Annotated in this window: 11 protein-coding genes; all 11 read right to left on the reverse strand. The window is 33.1% G+C overall.

Translation table 11 applies throughout. The annotated features are described in order from the left end of the window. Positions 1 to 5 precede the first annotated feature (5 nt). Positions 6 to 983: a cytochrome c oxidase subunit 3 gene (locus RCH19_RS09785; RefSeq protein ID WP_343023059.1), complete on the reverse strand. Its 978-nt coding sequence runs from the start codon at positions 981 to 983 to the stop codon at positions 6 to 8. Between the two features lie 42 nt (positions 984 to 1,025). Then, positions 1,026 to 1,613 (reverse strand): cytochrome c oxidase subunit 3, encoded by a 588-nt coding sequence (locus RCH19_RS09790; RefSeq protein ID WP_121923970.1) that lies wholly within the window; start codon positions 1,611 to 1,613, stop codon positions 1,026 to 1,028. Between the two features lie 2 nt (positions 1,614 to 1,615). Beyond that, positions 1,616 to 2,518 (reverse strand): heme o synthase, encoded by a 903-nt coding sequence (cyoE, locus tag RCH19_RS09795; RefSeq protein ID WP_343023060.1) that lies wholly within the window; start codon positions 2,516 to 2,518, stop codon positions 1,616 to 1,618. A 105-nt stretch (positions 2,519 to 2,623) separates the two neighbouring features. Next, positions 2,624 to 4,747: an energy transducer TonB gene (locus tag RCH19_RS09800; protein ID WP_343023068.1), complete on the reverse strand. Its 2,124-nt coding sequence runs from the start codon at positions 4,745 to 4,747 to the stop codon at positions 2,624 to 2,626. 19 nt (positions 4,748 to 4,766) lie between these two features. Continuing rightward, the gene (gene deoC, locus RCH19_RS09805; protein ID WP_343023061.1) at positions 4,767 to 5,510 is read right to left on the reverse strand and encodes a deoxyribose-phosphate aldolase; all 744 of its coding nucleotides are present in this window, start codon (positions 5,508 to 5,510) and stop codon (positions 4,767 to 4,769) included. 223 nt (positions 5,511 to 5,733) lie between these two features. Beyond that, positions 5,734 to 6,111: a VanZ family protein gene (locus RCH19_RS09810; protein WP_343023062.1), complete on the reverse strand. Its 378-nt coding sequence runs from the start codon at positions 6,109 to 6,111 to the stop codon at positions 5,734 to 5,736. Next, positions 6,104 to 6,484 carry a glycine cleavage system protein GcvH gene (gene gcvH / locus RCH19_RS09815; protein ID WP_343023063.1) on the reverse strand — a complete coding sequence of 127 codons (381 nt, stop codon included), beginning with the start codon at positions 6,482 to 6,484 and terminating at the stop codon, positions 6,104 to 6,106. Before gcvH ends, RCH19_RS09810 begins: the two co-directional genes overlap by 8 nt. A 94-nt stretch (positions 6,485 to 6,578) precedes the next feature. Further along, entirely contained in the window at positions 6,579 to 13,724 is a 7,146-nt protein-coding gene (gene sprA / locus RCH19_RS09820) for a cell surface protein SprA (protein ID WP_343023064.1), read from the reverse strand. A 26-nt stretch (positions 13,725 to 13,750) separates the two neighbouring features. After that, positions 13,751 to 14,332, reverse strand: coding sequence for a Holliday junction branch migration protein RuvA (gene ruvA, locus RCH19_RS09825; RefSeq protein ID WP_343023065.1), 582 nt, complete (start codon positions 14,330 to 14,332; stop codon positions 13,751 to 13,753). A 93-nt stretch (positions 14,333 to 14,425) separates the two neighbouring features. Beyond that, positions 14,426 to 16,708 carry an NADP-dependent malic enzyme gene (locus RCH19_RS09830; RefSeq protein ID WP_343023066.1) on the reverse strand — a complete coding sequence of 761 codons (2,283 nt, stop codon included), beginning with the start codon at positions 16,706 to 16,708 and terminating at the stop codon, positions 14,426 to 14,428. Between the two features lie 158 nt (positions 16,709 to 16,866). Next, positions 16,867 to 17,292, reverse strand: a complete 426-nt coding sequence (locus RCH19_RS09835; protein WP_343023067.1) for a CBS domain-containing protein — start codon at positions 17,290 to 17,292, stop codon at positions 16,867 to 16,869. Positions 17,293 to 17,548 lie beyond the last annotated feature (256 nt).

The raw sequence follows: 17,548 nt of genomic DNA on the forward strand, positions 1-17,548 counted from the left end.
TGAAATTAAACTAGATAGAAAACTGTGAATACAAATACCCAAACTAAATCGACAAAGTGCCAATAAAGACCAACTTTTTCTACCATTTCATAACTTTTTCTCTTTTCGTAAGTTCCAATTAGAACGTTGAAAAATATGATAATATTTATGATAATACCTGTAATAACGTGAAATCCGTGGAAACCAGTAATAAAGAAAAAGAAATCAGCAAATAATTTATTTCCATATTCGTTTCTTACTAAGTTAGCGCCTTCAACAACATAATGCGCTTCACCTAATCTTGATTCTGAATCTTGTCTAGATAAAATAGTCTTCTGCTTTTCTTTATTCAAAACCTCAGTTCTTATCAAAAGTTCTGGATGCGCTTTGAAACCTGCTTGTACTTCAGCAACAGAATACGATGGCAAGCTTGGTTCACTCATAAACCATTTTGCTTTATCTCTTGTCAATTGCGTTCTTACTTCACCTAAATCAGCTGCAAAATCAGCTAAAGCTACACGATTACCATCTTTATCAACAAATTGAAGTAGTGAACCTCCTTTTGTTTCGACAGCACCATATTCCCCTTTGATAAAGTTTTTCCATTCCCATGCTTGTGAACCAACGAAGATTACACCACCAATAATGGTTAAAAACATATAAAGGATAACCTTATTCTTTTTCATTTGGTGACCTGCATCAACGGCCAAGACCATTGTTACAGATGAGAAAATTAAAATAAAAGTCATCAATGCAACGTAATACATTGGAGCCGGTACACCGTGGAAAAATGGAAAGTGAGTAAACACTTCATCAGCGATAGGCCAAGTATCAATAAATTTAAATCTAGAAAAACCGTAAGCAGCAAGAAATCCTGAGAACGTTAAGGCATCTGATACGATAAAAAACCACATCATCAATTTACCATAACTTGCTCCCATTGGCTCATTATTGCCTCCCCAAGTTTTCTCTTCACTATTAGCAGTAGTAACTGTCGATTCCATATAAGTTATTCGTTAAAAAGTTCACAAATTTACGTTTTTTTCTTATTTAAAGAAATATAAAAATAAAAACAAATAAACCCACAATAAGTCGAGAAAGTGCCAGTACATTGCACCTAGTTCAATTCCAAGGGTTTGAGATGAATTGTATTTTTGTTTAAAATGATTATAAATTATAATTAGAAGTGAAATCAAGCCACCAGCAAGGTGAATCAAGTGCACAACCGTAACAACGTATAAAAAAGTACTAGTTATTGAGCTTCCACTACCAGTAAAATAATAGCCATTTTCAACTATTTGCCCAAAACCTACAAACTGTAAAACTACAAACAATAATCCAAGAAGTAATGTGCTTAAAAGAAAAACTGTCGTTTTACTTTGATCGTCTTTCATAATAGCTTTTTTAGCCAAATGAAAAGTCACACTACACCCAATAATTGCAATTGTACTGTAATAAAATGCTGGAGGTAATTGAAAATCCTTCAACCAGTCCACTCGTGACTTACTAACCACAAACGCACTCGTAAGTCCCGCAAACATCATGATCATACTAACCATAGAAAATAACAAAATCAACTTATATGATCTTGCATTTCTAGATTTTTGCTCCTCTGCCGTCATTATCATTTCCATAATTATCTTAAAAATTTATCAAATATATAAACTAACTGTAACAATGTAATATACATAACACTAACTAACATCAAGGTCCTAGCTGCTTTTGCAGTTCGCAACTTGTATAACTTAACGGAATAAAATAACATCCATAATCCAAGCAAGAAAACTACCACAGCTGCTACTGGCGTAATAAATAATTGACCAGTAAATCCTAAAGCTGGTAATAGCGATGCTAGAATAAGCCAAACGGTATATAAAATAACTTGTAATGCAGTTCCTTTGTCTTTCTTACCCGTTGGCAACATAAAGAAACCCGCTTTTTCATAATCTTCATACAAGAACCATCCAATTGCCCAGAAATGTGGGAATTGCCAAAAAAACTGTATCAAAAACAAAGTTCCAGCTTCGATCCCAAATTCTCCAGTTGCAGCAACCCAACCTAACATAAAAGGTATCGCTCCCGGAAAGGCTCCCACAAAAACAGACAACGAAGTCATTGTTTTTAAAGGCGTATAAAGACTTGTATATAAAAATATTGATATCGCTCCAAACATTGCTGTTTTCGGATTGATGGTGTACAGTAAAACAATTCCAATAATTGTCAATAGACTAGCAATAATCAATGCTGTACTCTTACTCATCCTTCCAGCAGGAACTGGACGATCTTTAGTACGATCCATCAAAGCGTCTAGATCTTTTTCAATAACTTGGTTAAAAGCATTAGAAGCACCAACCATACAGTAACCACCAACTGCCAACTTCAACAAAGTCATCCAATTCAGTGAATCGAAACCAGCGATTCCAAGCATAAATCCTGCTACCGACGAAAAAACCACACTAATAGCAAGACGTGCTTTAGTGATCTCGCGGAAATCAATATAAACAGATTTTAATGAAAGTGTACTTTGTGTTGCGTTCAATGCTAATGATTATTTGCTATGTAAAAACTTTTGCAAAAGTAGGTTATCAAAAGGGATTTGGCAAAAAACAATTCATAAAAAGAATATCAATCTCTAAAATAAATACTAATAATCAAAATACCAATTAAAGATATCAGCTCGTAGTCCTAAACTAAACCAACTTGTACTTTCCGTAAATGTAGTAGCTGAGTTTTTAGTAGGGTCAAAACTTCTATAAATCACACTTCCATAAAGCTTTAAATTAGTTGCAGGATTTACTAAATAACCTGCTTGAACATCAGCAATAAATAGCGAAGTTTTATTTCCTTGCCCCACTTTTACGCCACTATCAAATGGGCGATTTTCATCGTAATCTTTATAAATATTACCGCCGTAATTAAAAGAATTTTCCGTTGTGTCAAAATCCAAACCTCTTGTTCCCATCGTAAATTTTGCATCGGCAAAATATCTTCCTTTGTGATATCTTGCAATAGCTATTAACTCTCGAAAGTTACCACCCCATTGATGACCAATACTTTGATTATTATGTCCATAATTAGTGATTGCCATACTGTGAGAATAAACATATGGACGTACATGATTGTATTCTATCTGAAGTAATAGATTATCGATTTTAAAAGCGTTATAATATTTTACTCCCAGCTGATATCCATATTTATTTTTCCAACTATTATCTCTCGCTTTGATGTCGCTAAGAGAAAATTCATCTAGAATAAACTGTCCATAAAAATTAATTTGATTGCTCCATTTATACTTATAAGTCAATCCTAAAACTGCATTTCCACTTCGAGCAGAAGATGCAAATTCTACTGATCTATAAAATATTATTGGGTTTACAAAACTGATATCAAATCCTCTATCATTTGTATTTGTCCATATAACTGATTCAAAGAAACCAAGATTTAAACGGTTAGAAACATTCCAACTTAAATAATGATTTGCCATGAATTTTGTCGCATAAGTGCGCTCAATCGTAACATCTGGTCTAACATCCTTAAGCCACATGTAAGTATTAGTATACTTAATTTTCCAAAATTTGGTGTTTAGTTTGAAATACGGATAAGGACTAGCGCCATCACTTTCTAATAAAGAACGATATCCATCACCAATAAAGTTTCTTCCGTACCCTAGTTGTAAATCAATGTATTTACTTGGCGCAAAAGTTAAATTAGCTTCCGCCAAAGGGAAATCATAGCCATCCGATTTAAAACCCTTAGCAATTCCCATTCCTGGAACAATCGCTGGATTTCCACCTGCGGGCTTTATAGATTCAGCATAACGGTTGTAATAATCAGCAAAACGCCCTTGACTTTCAAATACAGTTGTCGTAAAATTAAGTGTAGAACCCAATCCTCCACGAAAATTAATACCACGAGTATTTACGTAAGTATAAGATGACTCGCTTTTAGAAGCCTTTCCTACTTGCAAATCGAATATAGGATTTAGTGTAAACCAGTAATCTTCGCCTTTAATTTCGACAGTATTTTCATTCCATAATTTTCGCTCCCACCAGCTGGTAGCTTTCTTTTTCAATCCTTGATTAACTGCCTTAAGATTGTAATATTTAGAAACTTCTGCGTACGTATATGGTTTTGATGCAGTATGATTATTACTTCCCATTTGATTCAGCGATGCGTCAAATTGAGCATAGTAACTATGTGAAAATGGGACATTTAAATGACTATCAAATTCTGGACTATTATATTTTTTATAAACGATGCTATCTAGTTCTGTTAGTTGCGCTGTTTTATTTGGTACGAATTCGGCTTTCGCCAAAGCTTCCTGCGAGAGCAGTTCTCTTGATTTTAATGGAATAGCAATGTTCATTGTGAACTTTGCATAGGTAGGTTTTCCATTATAAGTTGACGGCTCAATTTTTGGCATTTTTAAAAAAACTCTTCCAGTCTCTTGGATTAATTTTTCATCACTTGCATCTACATAAATGACTTTAAATATACCATTGCTATCAACTTCAAAAAGTACTTTTACATTTCCTTGAAAGTTGTTTTCTTTCAAATGGGCCGGGACTTCAAAATTACTGAACACAAAATCCTGAACTTCATTATAAAAGCAATTCTCTAGTAATTTAAATTGTAAATTTTGACAGTTAGGAAAAACTGGAAAGCGCTCCGCAGAATTACCGGATTGGACTGAAATACTAGAAACATTTTGTGCATATATTGAGCAAGAAAAAAATGCTACAAATAATGCTATCAGTATTTTATTCATTCGCAATTGCTTTTTGAATTTAATATTCATCATTAGATTTTTGACCATTTGCTATCATTTTTGCGCCAGAAGTGCCTATGCGTTTTACTCCTAATTTAATCATTGCAACAGCTTCGTCATAAGTACGAACTCCTCCTGCGGCTTTGATAGGAAGTGGAGATGCGTTTTCTAACATCATTTTTATTGCAGGAATGGTTGCACCGTTTGGTAAATTATTTTCTGTTTTGTAAAATCCAGTTGATGATTTTACAAAAACCTTTGAAAAACAATCTTCTTGGAAAGTAGAAATAACAACATTTTTAATTAAGCTTGACAACTGAATTATTTCTTTTTCATTTAACGCAGCCACTTCAATAATCCATTTAACAACTTTATTATTTAGCAGTCCTAATGCTGTACATTCCCTAATTTCTTCTTTTACTAAATCTATATCTCCGTTTTTGAAAGCTTCGTAATTACAAACGAAATCAAGATCATCTGCACCGTTATTTATTGCGACTTTTGCTTCGTCAAGCTTTTCCTCTAGAGAAGATTTTCCTTCTGTAAAATCAATCACAGTTCCTATTTGCACAATAGATTTAGCTTCAACAATCATTTCTTTAGCTAATGCAACTCGATTAGGACGAATCATAATTAGCTTGAAATTTTCGTCAATAGCTTCCTGAATAAATTCTGTGGCTATGCCAATGTTTTCTGCTTCACTAATACCAGCTTGTTCGGCAGTTTTTAAATAAGTAGAATCTAAATATTGCTTAATATTCATGATGTATTTCTTTTGTAATTACAAAAATTCAGACTGACAAAAATACATTTTATATCACATAATTTCTAAATAATACTTCCATTTGTAACTTTACGAGAATTGAAACACTTTACGATTTCGTTGTACTATTCAAGAGAAAGTATTCTAAGAATTTTAAAATTGAAATATAGGGATATTTTAAAGGCAAAAAATCCCGCTATTGCGGGATTTTTAAGTTGTACTTTTATCTGCTTTTTTTATTCAAACCAAATAAAATAATAAGTAATAGTGATAAAGTCGCACCAGTCATATTTGCTAATACATCATATACATCGGCTTGTCTCGTGGTAGTCATTAAATTCTGCGCTACTTCAATACCAATTCCAAATAAAACGGAAAAGAAAAATGAAAACAGCAATGGTGTTATAGAACTCTTTGAAACCAACTTACTTCTAAAAAATAAAAAGCTCAAAGTAGTCAATACAAAATGAAAAAAAGCATGAACCAACTTATCGATGTTTGTGACATCTCCTAAAGGAACCGATTCAAATTGTGCCAAACAGAAAAAAGCAATTACTCCAGACCAGATTAATGCGGCCCAAAAATAAAGGTTTTTATGCACCTATTAGTTCTTTATAAGATTCACTAGAAAGTAAACCTTCTACTTCATCCATATTTGCTACTTTAATTTTAATCATCCATCCTGCTCCGTATGGGTCAGAATTTACGCTTTCTGGATTACTTTCTAAATCGTCATTGAAAGCAATAATTTCACCTGCTAAAGGAAGAAACAAATCAGAAACTGTCTTAACTGCTTCTACTGTTCCAAAGACTTCGTCCTTCTCTAAAGTTTGATCTAAAGTTTCTACTTCAACATAAACAATATCCCCTAGTTCTTTTTGTGCAAAATCTGTGATTCCTACTGTTGCGATATCGCCCTCAATACTAATCCATTCGTGATCTTTTGTGTACTTTAAATTTGCTGGTAAATTCATCTAAATTGTAATTGATAATTATTAATTGATACTATATGTTTTCTGTTACAAATGTAACAATCTTCTGTACATATATAGTTCAGAATTTAAAAAATTAATTCCCGAAATTATAACGAAGTGTAAATCCAGAACGAACATTTGTTAAAGGGAAAGAAGTTGATATTACTGCTTTTGAAAACGAATGATCATAGTAGAAAATTGCTGTCAAGTTTTTACTAAATGCGTAATCTGCTTTTACCTTCAAAGACCATAAATTTTGCCCACCTGCTAATTGATTATTGTTGTAATCTAAATAACGAACAATAGTCTGATTATTTCTATAAGCAATGTCAGCAGCAATATTAATATCACTTTTTATTATTCCTGTTGGGCTGTCTGCTAGTCGCGATGAGAAAATCACATCTTTGAATCTATATCCTAAACCTACTATATATTCAACTCCTTTTACTTCAGTTAATAAATTATTATCAAAACTCATTGATAACGCTCTATCTTTCTTAATCTCTGTCAGTACTTTTAAAGAACTTTTCAATTCAAAATCCATACGGATAAGTGGACTAAACTGCTCGACTAAGTTAATATTAGACATGATCGTTTGATTAAAGAAATTACCACTTGCATCTACTCCATTTGGAGTATTGTCAAATTCGAAATTTGATCTGAATGCATTAATAGTGTACGATGCTCTGTAGTTATGTTGTAAAGAGAAGCGCTTGAAATTTTCTTTAAAAATTCCGAATTTCATTAATCCATTGTATTTCACTGCCCAGTTAGGGATAGGAAAGCTTCTAAAGATTCCAAGTGACACATCAGCTGCGTTACCACCGGAATAAGCTGCCAAAAATGCTGGCAACAATACTGCTTGATTATTCTTACCATAGCCTAAAGGAAAACCTTCAGCATCTCTATTTATTGGATTACTAATATCAATTCCTCTATCTAATGCTAAACGATTTGCTATTGTAAGTCGGTTTGATCTAAAATCGTCAAATGCAGCAGAACCATTCTCATCACTTGCAGCAAATGAAGTCTTAATTAGAACCGCTGATATAGAAAATATACCTGCGCTGTATGGAGATCTAGGATTATATACCCCATTAGTTACATCATACTGCTCTGAAGAGTTTTCAGAAAAAGCTCTATCTAATGTCAAATCAATTTTTAAATCAGGTAACAAATCTATACTCGCAGTAGCTTTAAATAATTTATTAGTTACCTGTGTAAAATTCTGATTGAAATCAGGATAATCTGTTAACCATCCATTTTTTGCGGCTTCATAGCGAATGTCATCTTGGCTTCCAAAAATAAATCCTAATGATGGTCTTGAAGATCCTAAAAATCCAATTCCTGGTGTATAACCTGGTAAAATTGTACCACTGTTATACGTATAATTCATTTGTACATTCTTTACGCTTGTTAATATTCCTAGCAATCCATCTACAAAAGGATTGTTCTTTTGTATTTGATTTGTATTAGCACTAACAATTTTCTCTCCTGGTTTTGGAGCAATTACCTTAGCTTTCGGCAAAATTTTAGAACTATTCTTTGAAATACCTAAGTATTTGTATAACATTTCCATATTGAACGTGGCGTTCAAATTATTAGAATTTGCATTTTGAATAACATTTCCTAAGTTATAATCTGCTCCATCAATTTGTATTTGGGAAAGTGCATTTGAAGTTCGCTGCCAACTATAATCACCCGTGTACGAATAATTTGCTTTTACAAAACTAAACAATGGTATTTTGTTAATTGGAATTTCATAATTAACAACAAGCTGTTGCATGTGCTGATTAGGATCTCCAATGTCCCAATAGCTATCCCAAATTGTAAAGGCATCAATAGGCTCATTATCTTCGTTCAAATAATTCTTAACGATATTACTTGACGATGCTGTATAATTTAACTTCAAAGACTTAGTCAAGTTATAATTAAATCCATACTGATAATTAAAGGCAAAATTTCTTCGATACAAAGGATCAAGACCTATTCCTTCTACTTCAACTTGTCTAAACTGTTGACGATTGTATTGTCTATTAATATTAGTATTGAATGTTATATTTGAAGGCAAGTAATTAAAATTGAAATCACTTAATAACTTCCAGTAATTACTTTTTTTCATGAACTCCATCTTTTTGAAAGGCTCAACTGGTTTCGATTGAAAAGTATAACCGTAGTCAACAGATGAATTTGCTTGTTGATCCACATACTCTTCAATTTCAAAATCATGTCTTTCAACCTGATTAAAAGATTGAGAAAAAGTAAAGTTTTCAGCATCGTAAACATGCTGTTTTTGCTCTGGCTGACGCTCTTTTCTAACACCAATAAAATTTATACTTTTCCTTTTTGTGTAATCAACTGCGCGACTTGTTATATTATCTCTTTTATTCTGGTCTGTTGTGTTTTCAAGTAACTGTTTTAATTTTATATCTTGATTGAAAGGATCATACTCAGGAGTAATAGTCTCTTCTCCAATAGCATAATTGAAAGGCAAATTTACTCCCCATTTTTGAGGAAGTAACTTTCCAAGATTCATGTTTGTAACGATGTTGTACTGCTTCGTATCTTCTCTACTGCGTTCATTTGGTCCTTGTTCCAAAGCTCCAAAACCGATAGTACTTTTTCTACCTGATGCTGATACAGTAGCAAAGTCAGCTAAGTTAGAATCAACGTTTACAACTGCAGCCATACCACCTTGGTTATCCATATCCGCTAAACGAAGCTCATTGAACCAAACTTCTCCTTTAATATCATTACGAAGATCGCTGTTTTTAACACCAACCATAAGAGTACGCACTAAACCAAAATTTGGATTTCCTTTTATACCTAATCGCAGTCTATTTGTTCCGTCACCTTCAGGTTTATTAGGATCTGAATCGGGATAGTAAATTCCATCAGTTGGCAAACTAGTTGGATCAATACTCATTGCTAATATTTTCAATTTGGTCAATAATGCTAATGATAAATCAATCTCATTTTCTTCTGGCCAAACAGATTCTGAACTTAAAGAACTACAGTCTGAAGTAGATGTTCCTGATGGAAGCGTCACTTTTAAAGGAATTTCTATTTGATAGAAATTTTGCGTAAAGTCATTTCCAAAACGTATAAAACCTACCATTTGATCGTCTTGAAGACCAATCTCACCTGGCAATGATTCAGCGTGTAAAAACATTTTCAATTTCTTGAACTGACGCATATCAATACTTACATTTTTAAAAACAGCTCTTGAATCTTGAGGTTCTAAACCATCTCCTGAAACTCTTAAAGACAATGCTTGTTCGTTTTGATTGATAATCGTATTGTTATTATACAATTGTTCTCTTTCAACTCCCGGTGGAGAAACATAATTTACAGGACATCTCTCATTATTCTCTTGAATACTTACAGCTAAAACGTCTAAAACAGTTTTATCATCTGCAACATTTGTATCATTAAAATCAAGTGTATTTGTGTATCTTCTCCATTCACCTCGCACTAAATCTAATGCTCCAAAACGAACCGTCACCTCTGAACTAAAACCAGTCATAAACATTCTCATAAAACGAATGGATCTAAAGTCAGAAATGTTTCCAATTGTATTTTCTGGCTGTGAAACTGGAATTTTAAATTGCAACCATCTTGCTTCGGTGCTAGAACCATCTGGTAAGGTTACTTGAGTATTTCTAACATCAGTAATATAATTTTGACCTACATTCATTCCAGGTCTTACATCAATACTATATTCATAATATGCATTGATGGTATTCATTGTGTTATCTCTATTGATATCTTCTACATCAGGAAGTGTAGTCGATCCTCTATTAGGATCATTAATATTAACTGCTGAGTTTCCTTCTGTACCATTATAGTTTTTATAACGATCTACAATTCCACCTGTAGTATTTAAATAATAAGTATAATCATCAGCTGCTGGATCTAGTTCTGTAGCAAAATTAGTATAGACTGACCCTTCATTAGCATTTGACAAACCATCTAAACCTACATCTTGATTTTTTCTGTTATCGGCATTTGTATCGAAAGCATAAATTAATGATTGAGAAGCTGGTACATCTCCCCAAAGCGGTCTTGGGTTGGTTAATATTTGGTCAGGTCCAAGTCCGTTTTCGTATTGCTTTCTTCCATCCTTCAAAACATCTTCTGAAACTTCTCCTAAGTTGAAATAGATTTTTCCAGTGTTGGTTTGTGTTGATTGGCCATTTCCTACATAGGGATCTAATACCCAAAACTGAATATATTCAACATTTCCTTGTTCGAAATTTGTTGAATTAATAGCTCTCATTATTCCACCATAATTAGAAATTGGATCTGCAGCAACATTTGCATTGTTATTGTATGGACCTCTTTCAGATGGATAATAACTCAAATCAAGTGTATTTACAACTTGAGTTTGACCTTGTGCAATATCAGTAAGTGGATATAATTCTCTACTAAAAATCCTTCTAGTCGAATTCAAAGAAAGATCTTCATTAGAAATACCCGATGGCTTTTGTGTATAAAAAACTGGATCGATAGTGTACCAAGCTAATTTCGCTCTTTTAAATCCGTAACTCAAGTCATTGGCGCTAGCATTAAAATCATAAGTGCTTCTGGCATTACGTGCAGGCGTCGATGCTAAACTCCATGAGTAAGCAGAACGCATATCAATAGTAGATTGAGAACCTTCAAAGTCATCTACGTAAATAGTAGATTCACCTTGAAACTGATCCGCTTTTGGAGAATCAGGTTTTAAAAATGCAATTTCTCCTCTTATCGAAAGATTTGAAGGCACATCAGTATCTATATTTGGCAATTTGTTCACTAAACGAGTTAAGAAGGGAACTTCTGTAGAAAAGTTAGTATTAAAACCAAATATGGTGTTATTTACAGATTCTTGTCCAAAGCTTGATTTTTGTGTAAATGGCTTTTCAGACATTTTTAAAAATGTACCACCTACTACAAAATTATCTGAGATTTTATGTTCTACATTCAAACCCATGAATCTTCTAGTCTGTTGACCAAAAACGGAATTATTTTCAAGAGAAACTTCGATAGGTGTATTTGAAGCTTGTAGAGATGGGTCTAAAATTTGAACGCGACCTAGCTGATAATTCACACTATAATCTATTCCTTCGACTAAAACTCTTCCAGCTGCAGTTACAACCACTGAACCTTGTGGAACATTAAATGCACCAATTGGTATACCGTCGCCTCCGCTAGATTTGTATTTTCCTCTTAATAAAAACTTATTTTTATCACTGTCTTGTAGCGCGCCAGATTGTGTATTTCTGTACATATTACGAAACACATATTTCTTTTGATTTGCATTGTATGATGACGGATTGCTATATGTTTCTCCAGCGCCGTTGTTTGCCAATTTAGAAAACAGCAATTCACCAAATGGTTCTTTAGTAGTAAAGATTATTCTTCCATTTTGCGCGTCGATAGTTAAACCTGGCATAAAATCAAAAAATCCATCACCACCAGCTTGCGGATCGTTATTATAATTTAATTTATCTAAGTTGAATACTTTCAGTAAAGGAGTTTCTGCAATTTCATTTTCTTTAGATGGATTTGCTGGAAAAGGACTTCCAGGAACTTCACTGATATAATTTAATGGCGAAGGATCTGTGTAAAGAATATTAAATCTAAAATCTTCTTGCTTCAATTGATAACCTCCTTGAATCTGGTAGATGTTTTTCATCATCAAATTCCAAACTGGATTTTTAACATTTGTCAAGTTACTTTTAAGCATTTTCAAAACCAAACTTTGAGAAATAATCGCAGTGGTTGCAGGAGTATTTCCTGTGACAATCGTAGCATCTACGCCATCGTTACCAAATTCTCCAACCTGATACACCTTATCTCCTATCGTATATTGATAGGCAACCGCTAATACTTCATCATTAGCTAGACGTTGCTGCAACGAAATATAACCTAACTGCGGATTAAAAGTATATTCATTCGGATTTAGTTTTCTTGCGTTTTCTAATTTGGAATAATCTTGACCTTCACTTACGGTAGCATTAAACCCTGAATTAGCAGTTACAATTTCGCGAATATTAGGATTTAGTAAACCAGTACCTAGAGTTATTTGAGCGGGATCGTAATCGTTATTAGTGTTATCGGTAGGAGAATCAAAAGGCTTATTAAAAATTCCTGTTGCAGGATCTAATACAACAACTTCATTATCTGCTAAACCAGAAAGCTGCGCTTCACCTAAATCTTGTAATGCAATTATATTTCTTAGATTATTATTGGTTGTAGTAATTCTGTTCTGCTTATTAGTTACCCAAATTTCAATTCTCGAAATCTGAACTCTACTATCAATAAATGGATAATTTGCTAATGATTTATCGTATCTATTTCTAAAATATTGAGATAAGAAAAAGTGACGATCTGAATCGTAATCTAACGCAAACATTTCAAAATTCTCAATTGTTCCGCCACCTTCAGCAACTAAGCTTTTAGTCTGTGATTTTTGTTCAGAAAAAACACCTGTGATAGTGGTTTTGCCAAATTGTAATTTTGTTTTAACTCCAAATAAACTTTGCGCTCCTCTTATCAATGAACTGTTTAATGGTAAACTTACATTTCCAACTTCAATTTTTTGAATAATATCATCCTCTGAAGGAGAATACTCTAATTTAATTAAATTCTGAAATGCGAATGTAGATTGAGTATCATAATTGGCGTTTACATTTAATCGTGTACCCACCTTCCCCATTAAACTCATACTTATTCTTTGATCAAAATCAAAAGAAGTATTAGATCGATTTCGAGGCGAAAATGAAGGATTATCTTGCTTCGTGTAACGCATTCCTAAATCCATTTCTACAGATCCAGTAGGTCTAACGTCTATTGTATTACTTCCAAATATAGATTCAAAAAGACCAGATTTAACATAATAACGAGGTAGTAAATCTCTTTTGTCAAGCTCACTTCCCTCTTTCTTTCCATCGACGGCATCAACTTTTTTCTTAAAATAATCGCGCATAGACTCCTTTAAGACTAAGCTCTCATATTCTTTTGGCGTCAAAATTATAGGATAATTTATTGAAAAACCGTCTACTGAATTAGTATAGATGTAGCGATCTGTTACGGGATCATAAGTGTACGCAGATAGAATGCTTTGCGGATTTTTTAGCTGCAGTTTTCCGACAGAAAAACCAGTTTGAACAGTATCCTGAGGAACCTCTTTTACCTGTGCGCGTGCTGCAAAACCACAAGATAAAACAAGTAAAAAAGTACAAATTTTATGCATATAACTCTTGTTTCTTAAATGCCTTTTTATAGGCTTTTTAATGCTTTTTTTATTATTGTCTCCACAGAAGCATCGGGATCTTCTTTAACAATTTTTTCTATTATTTTTTCTGAAGTTTTTCGTACAAAACCTAAAACTTCCAAAGCTGATAACGCTTCATCTCGATTTCTATTGCTTTGTGGCATAGAAACTTCATCTAAATCATATAATTTCAAGACTTTCTCTTTTAGATCTAATATCACTCGTTGAGCAGTCTTGCTTCCAATGCCTTTTATAGATTGAATTGTAACAACATCAGCAGATGCAATAGCATTAGTAATTTGCTTAGGATCTAATGAAGAAAGCATTGTACGCGCTATACTTGCACCTATTCCTGAAACGGACAATAAAAGTCTAAAAATTTCTCTTTCTGACTTTTCCATAAAACCAAAAAGTGTATGCGCATCCTCTTTAATTTGAAGATGCGTATACACTTTTATGAAATCTGTATTTGGTAACAAAGAATAAGTATGTAATGAGATATTAACATGGTAACCAACGCCTCCACAATCAATAATTATTTGCGTAGGTGATTTCTCAACTAACTTGCCTTGTAAATGTGCTATCATGAGTAGTAAAATATGTTCAAATATAACAAATTTAACATACGATTAACTTAATTTTACAACTTTAACTTTACTTCTTTGTTACGTAACAGTAGATTATTTTACTTTTTTACTCTGTTTTTCTTGAGCATCAATAACTGCGATAGTAGCCATGTTTACCATCTCTTCTACGCTCGCACCTAGTTGAAAAATGTGAACTGGTTTATCTAATCCCAGAATAATTGGACCTACAGACTCTACTTTATTTAACTCTTTTAAAAGCTTGTAAGTAATATTAGCAGAATCTAGATTTGGAAAAATCAATGTATTGACTTTTTTACCAGCTAATTTTGAAAACGGAAATTTATCTTTTATCAACTCTGAGTTTAATGCAAAATCAACTTGAATTTCTCCGTCGATAATTATATCTGGATGATTTTTATGTAAGTAAGCAACTGCCTCTCTAACTTTAGTCGCACTTTCACTTGTTGAAGAACCAAAATTAGAAAATGATATCATTGCAATAACTGGTTCCACACCAAACATCCTAGCCGTTTTTGCAGTCATAATTGCAATTTTAGCAAGATCATCAGCTGATGGATTAATATTTATTGCAGTATCTGATAAAAACATTGGACCACGTGACGTCATCATCATGTTTGTAGTAGCTACAATCGAAGCTCCAGGTGCTTTTTCTATAAGTTGAAGCATTGGTTTTACCACTGCAGGATAACTTCTAGAATGTCCAGTAACCAAAGCGTCAGCTTCACCTTCATTCACCATCATTGCGGCAAAATAGTTTCTTTCACGCATTAATTTTTGGGCATCAAAAAATGAAATGCCACGTCTTTTTCTTGCAGTCCAATACGTTGTTGCAAATTTATTTCTACGTGCTTCTTCTTCGTCTGTTTTCGGATCTATAATTTGAACATCAGCATTAAAGCCAATTTCCTCTTTTAATTCTAAAATTATTTGTTTGTTTCCAAGTAAGATTGGAAAACCAATTCCATCTTCCCAGACAATTTGCGCTGCTTTAAGAACGTCTAGATGATCTGCCTCAGCAAAAACGATTTTTTTAGGATCTGTTTTAGCTCTATTAGTCATCAAACGCAACATTTTATTGTCGTTACCTAATCGGTCTAAAAGCTCTTCTTCGTATTTATTCCAATCTGTAATTGGGTTTTGAGCTACACCAGAATCCATCGCTGCTTTGGCAACAGCCGGAGCAACAACAGTAATTAACCTTGGGTCAAAAGGTTTTGGAATGATATATTCTCTACCAAAGTTTAATTTTGTAGCGCCGTAAGCAACATTTACTTGTTCTGGAACTGACTCTTTAGTTAGTAAAGCCAACGATCTAACGGCTGCCATCTTCATAGCTTCGTTAATTGTCGTAGCTCTAACATCAAGAGCACCTCTAAAAATATATGGAAATCCAAGAACATTATTAACTTGATTAGGATAATCAGAACGACCCGTTGCCATAATTACATCACTACGCGTTGCAATTGCAAGGTTGTAGTCAATTTCTGGATCAGGATTTGCCATCGCAAAAACGATAGGATTTTCAGCCATACCAAGCAACATTTGAGCAGACATAATATCTCCCGTAGATAAACCTAAGAAAACATCAGCACCAACTAATGCTTCCTCTAAATTCATTTGAGGAATATCTTTAGCATACTTCAATTGCAAATTAGATAATTTAGGATTATCTTTTGTCAACAATCCTTTACTATTAAACATAAAAATATTTTCAATTTTCACACCTAATAAAAGATATAAATCAGCACATGCTATCGCTGCTGATCCCGCTCCTGAAACAACTAACTTTACATCTTCTGCTTTTTTATCTGCTAATTCTAATGCGTTTAATAATGCTGCTGAAGAGATAATTGCAGTACCGTGCTGATCGTCATGCATAACCGGTATGTTCAATTCTTCAACTAATCTTCTTTCGATTTCGAAGGATTCTGGAGCTTTAATATCCTCAAGGTTGATTCCACCAAAAGTAGGAGCAATATTTTTTACAGTTTGAATGAATTCTTCGATATCCTTTGTTCCAATTTCGATGTCAAAAACATCAATATCAGCAAATATTTTAAACAACAATCCTTTTCCTTCCATTACTGGTTTTGAAGCCTCTGGACCAATATCGCCAAGACCTAAAACTGCTGTTCCATTTGTGATTACTGCAACTAAATTTCCTTTTGCAGTATATTTATAAACGTTATTTACATCCTTTACAATTTCTAAACAAGGCTCCGCGACACCCGGTGAATAAGCTAGAGATAAATCTCTTTGTGTTGCATATTTTTTAGTAGGAACTACTTGAATTTTACCAGGAGTTGGTTTCGCATGGTACAATAACGCTTCTCTTCTTTTACTATTCTTTTCCATTGATATTAGATTTTATTCTAGCCGACAAAGATAGAGGACTTGGTTTAAAAAGTTGTCATTTATCTTAATCTTTTCTAAAAATCACCGTACTATCAATAGAAACAAACAAGAATAGCCACAATATCTGTGGCTATTATAAATATTACGCTTTAAGGATTTTATTGCGTAATGTATGAGTTTAAGTGCTCTATCGTATCTTTCTGCATTTCCATTATTGCTTTTACAACATCACTTATCGAAATAATTCCAATAACAATATTGTTTTCTAAAACTGGCAAATGTCTCACTCTCCTTTTGCTCATTAATTCCATACAAAATTCTAAATTATCTGAAGGAGTTACTGTTACAACATCAGTCTCCATAATTTCGTGAACAAACGCTTTCTTAGAAGACTTAGACTTTAAAACAATTTTTCTAGCGTAATCTCTTTCAGAAAGAACACCTTTTAAAATCGTGTTTTCTATTATTAGAATTGCACCAATGTTCTTTTCACTCATAACTGTCAGCGCTTCGAAAACAGTGTTTGTTGAAAGAATGGAATACACTTCCTTTCCTTTAGTACTTAAAATTTGATTTACTGTCATAACTCATTCATTTAGTGAGTCATAAAGTTAAAAAAAATATAACATAAAGCAACTAAAATAAATAAATAACAAAAAAATCATTTCATTTTATTGTAATCTGTTTGTCTTAGCGGAATATTAAACATGACTATAATCAAATTTTTTAGAAGCAAAAAACAATCTAAGTAATTAGAATAAAATAATGTCGTATTTTATTGTTTATACATCATAAATTCCGTATATTTATCTCATTATGAGATATCTAGAACTTAAAAAA

Source organism: Flavobacterium sp. PL12, assembly GCF_039123485.1.
In the GTDB taxonomy this organism is placed as follows: Bacteria; Bacteroidota; Bacteroidia; order Flavobacteriales; family Flavobacteriaceae; genus Flavobacterium; species Flavobacterium weaverense.

Coding starts and splice junctions, on each gene's coding strand:
- RCH19_RS09830 (WP_343023066.1), bottom strand. CDS start 16,708: ATGGAAAAGAATAGTAAAAGAAGAGAAGCGTTATTGTACCATGCGAAA.
- ruvA (WP_343023065.1), bottom strand. CDS start 14,332: ATGATAGCACATTTACAAGGCAAGTTAGTTGAGAAATCACCTACGCAA.
- sprA (WP_343023064.1), bottom strand. CDS start 13,724: ATGCATAAAATTTGTACTTTTTTACTTGTTTTATCTTGTGGTTTTGCA.
- RCH19_RS09790 (WP_121923970.1), bottom strand. CDS start 1,613: ATGGAAATGATAATGACGGCAGAGGAGCAAAAATCTAGAAATGCAAGA.
- deoC (WP_343023061.1), bottom strand. CDS start 5,510: ATGAATATTAAGCAATATTTAGATTCTACTTATTTAAAAACTGCCGAA.
- RCH19_RS09835 (WP_343023067.1), bottom strand. CDS start 17,292: ATGACAGTAAATCAAATTTTAAGTACTAAAGGAAAGGAAGTGTATTCC.
- RCH19_RS09800 (WP_343023068.1), bottom strand. CDS start 4,747: ATGAATAAAATACTGATAGCATTATTTGTAGCATTTTTTTCTTGCTCA.
- gcvH (WP_343023063.1), bottom strand. CDS start 6,484: ATGAATTTACCAGCAAATTTAAAGTACACAAAAGATCACGAATGGATT.
- RCH19_RS09785 (WP_343023059.1), bottom strand. CDS start 983: ATGGAATCGACAGTTACTACTGCTAATAGTGAAGAGAAAACTTGGGGA.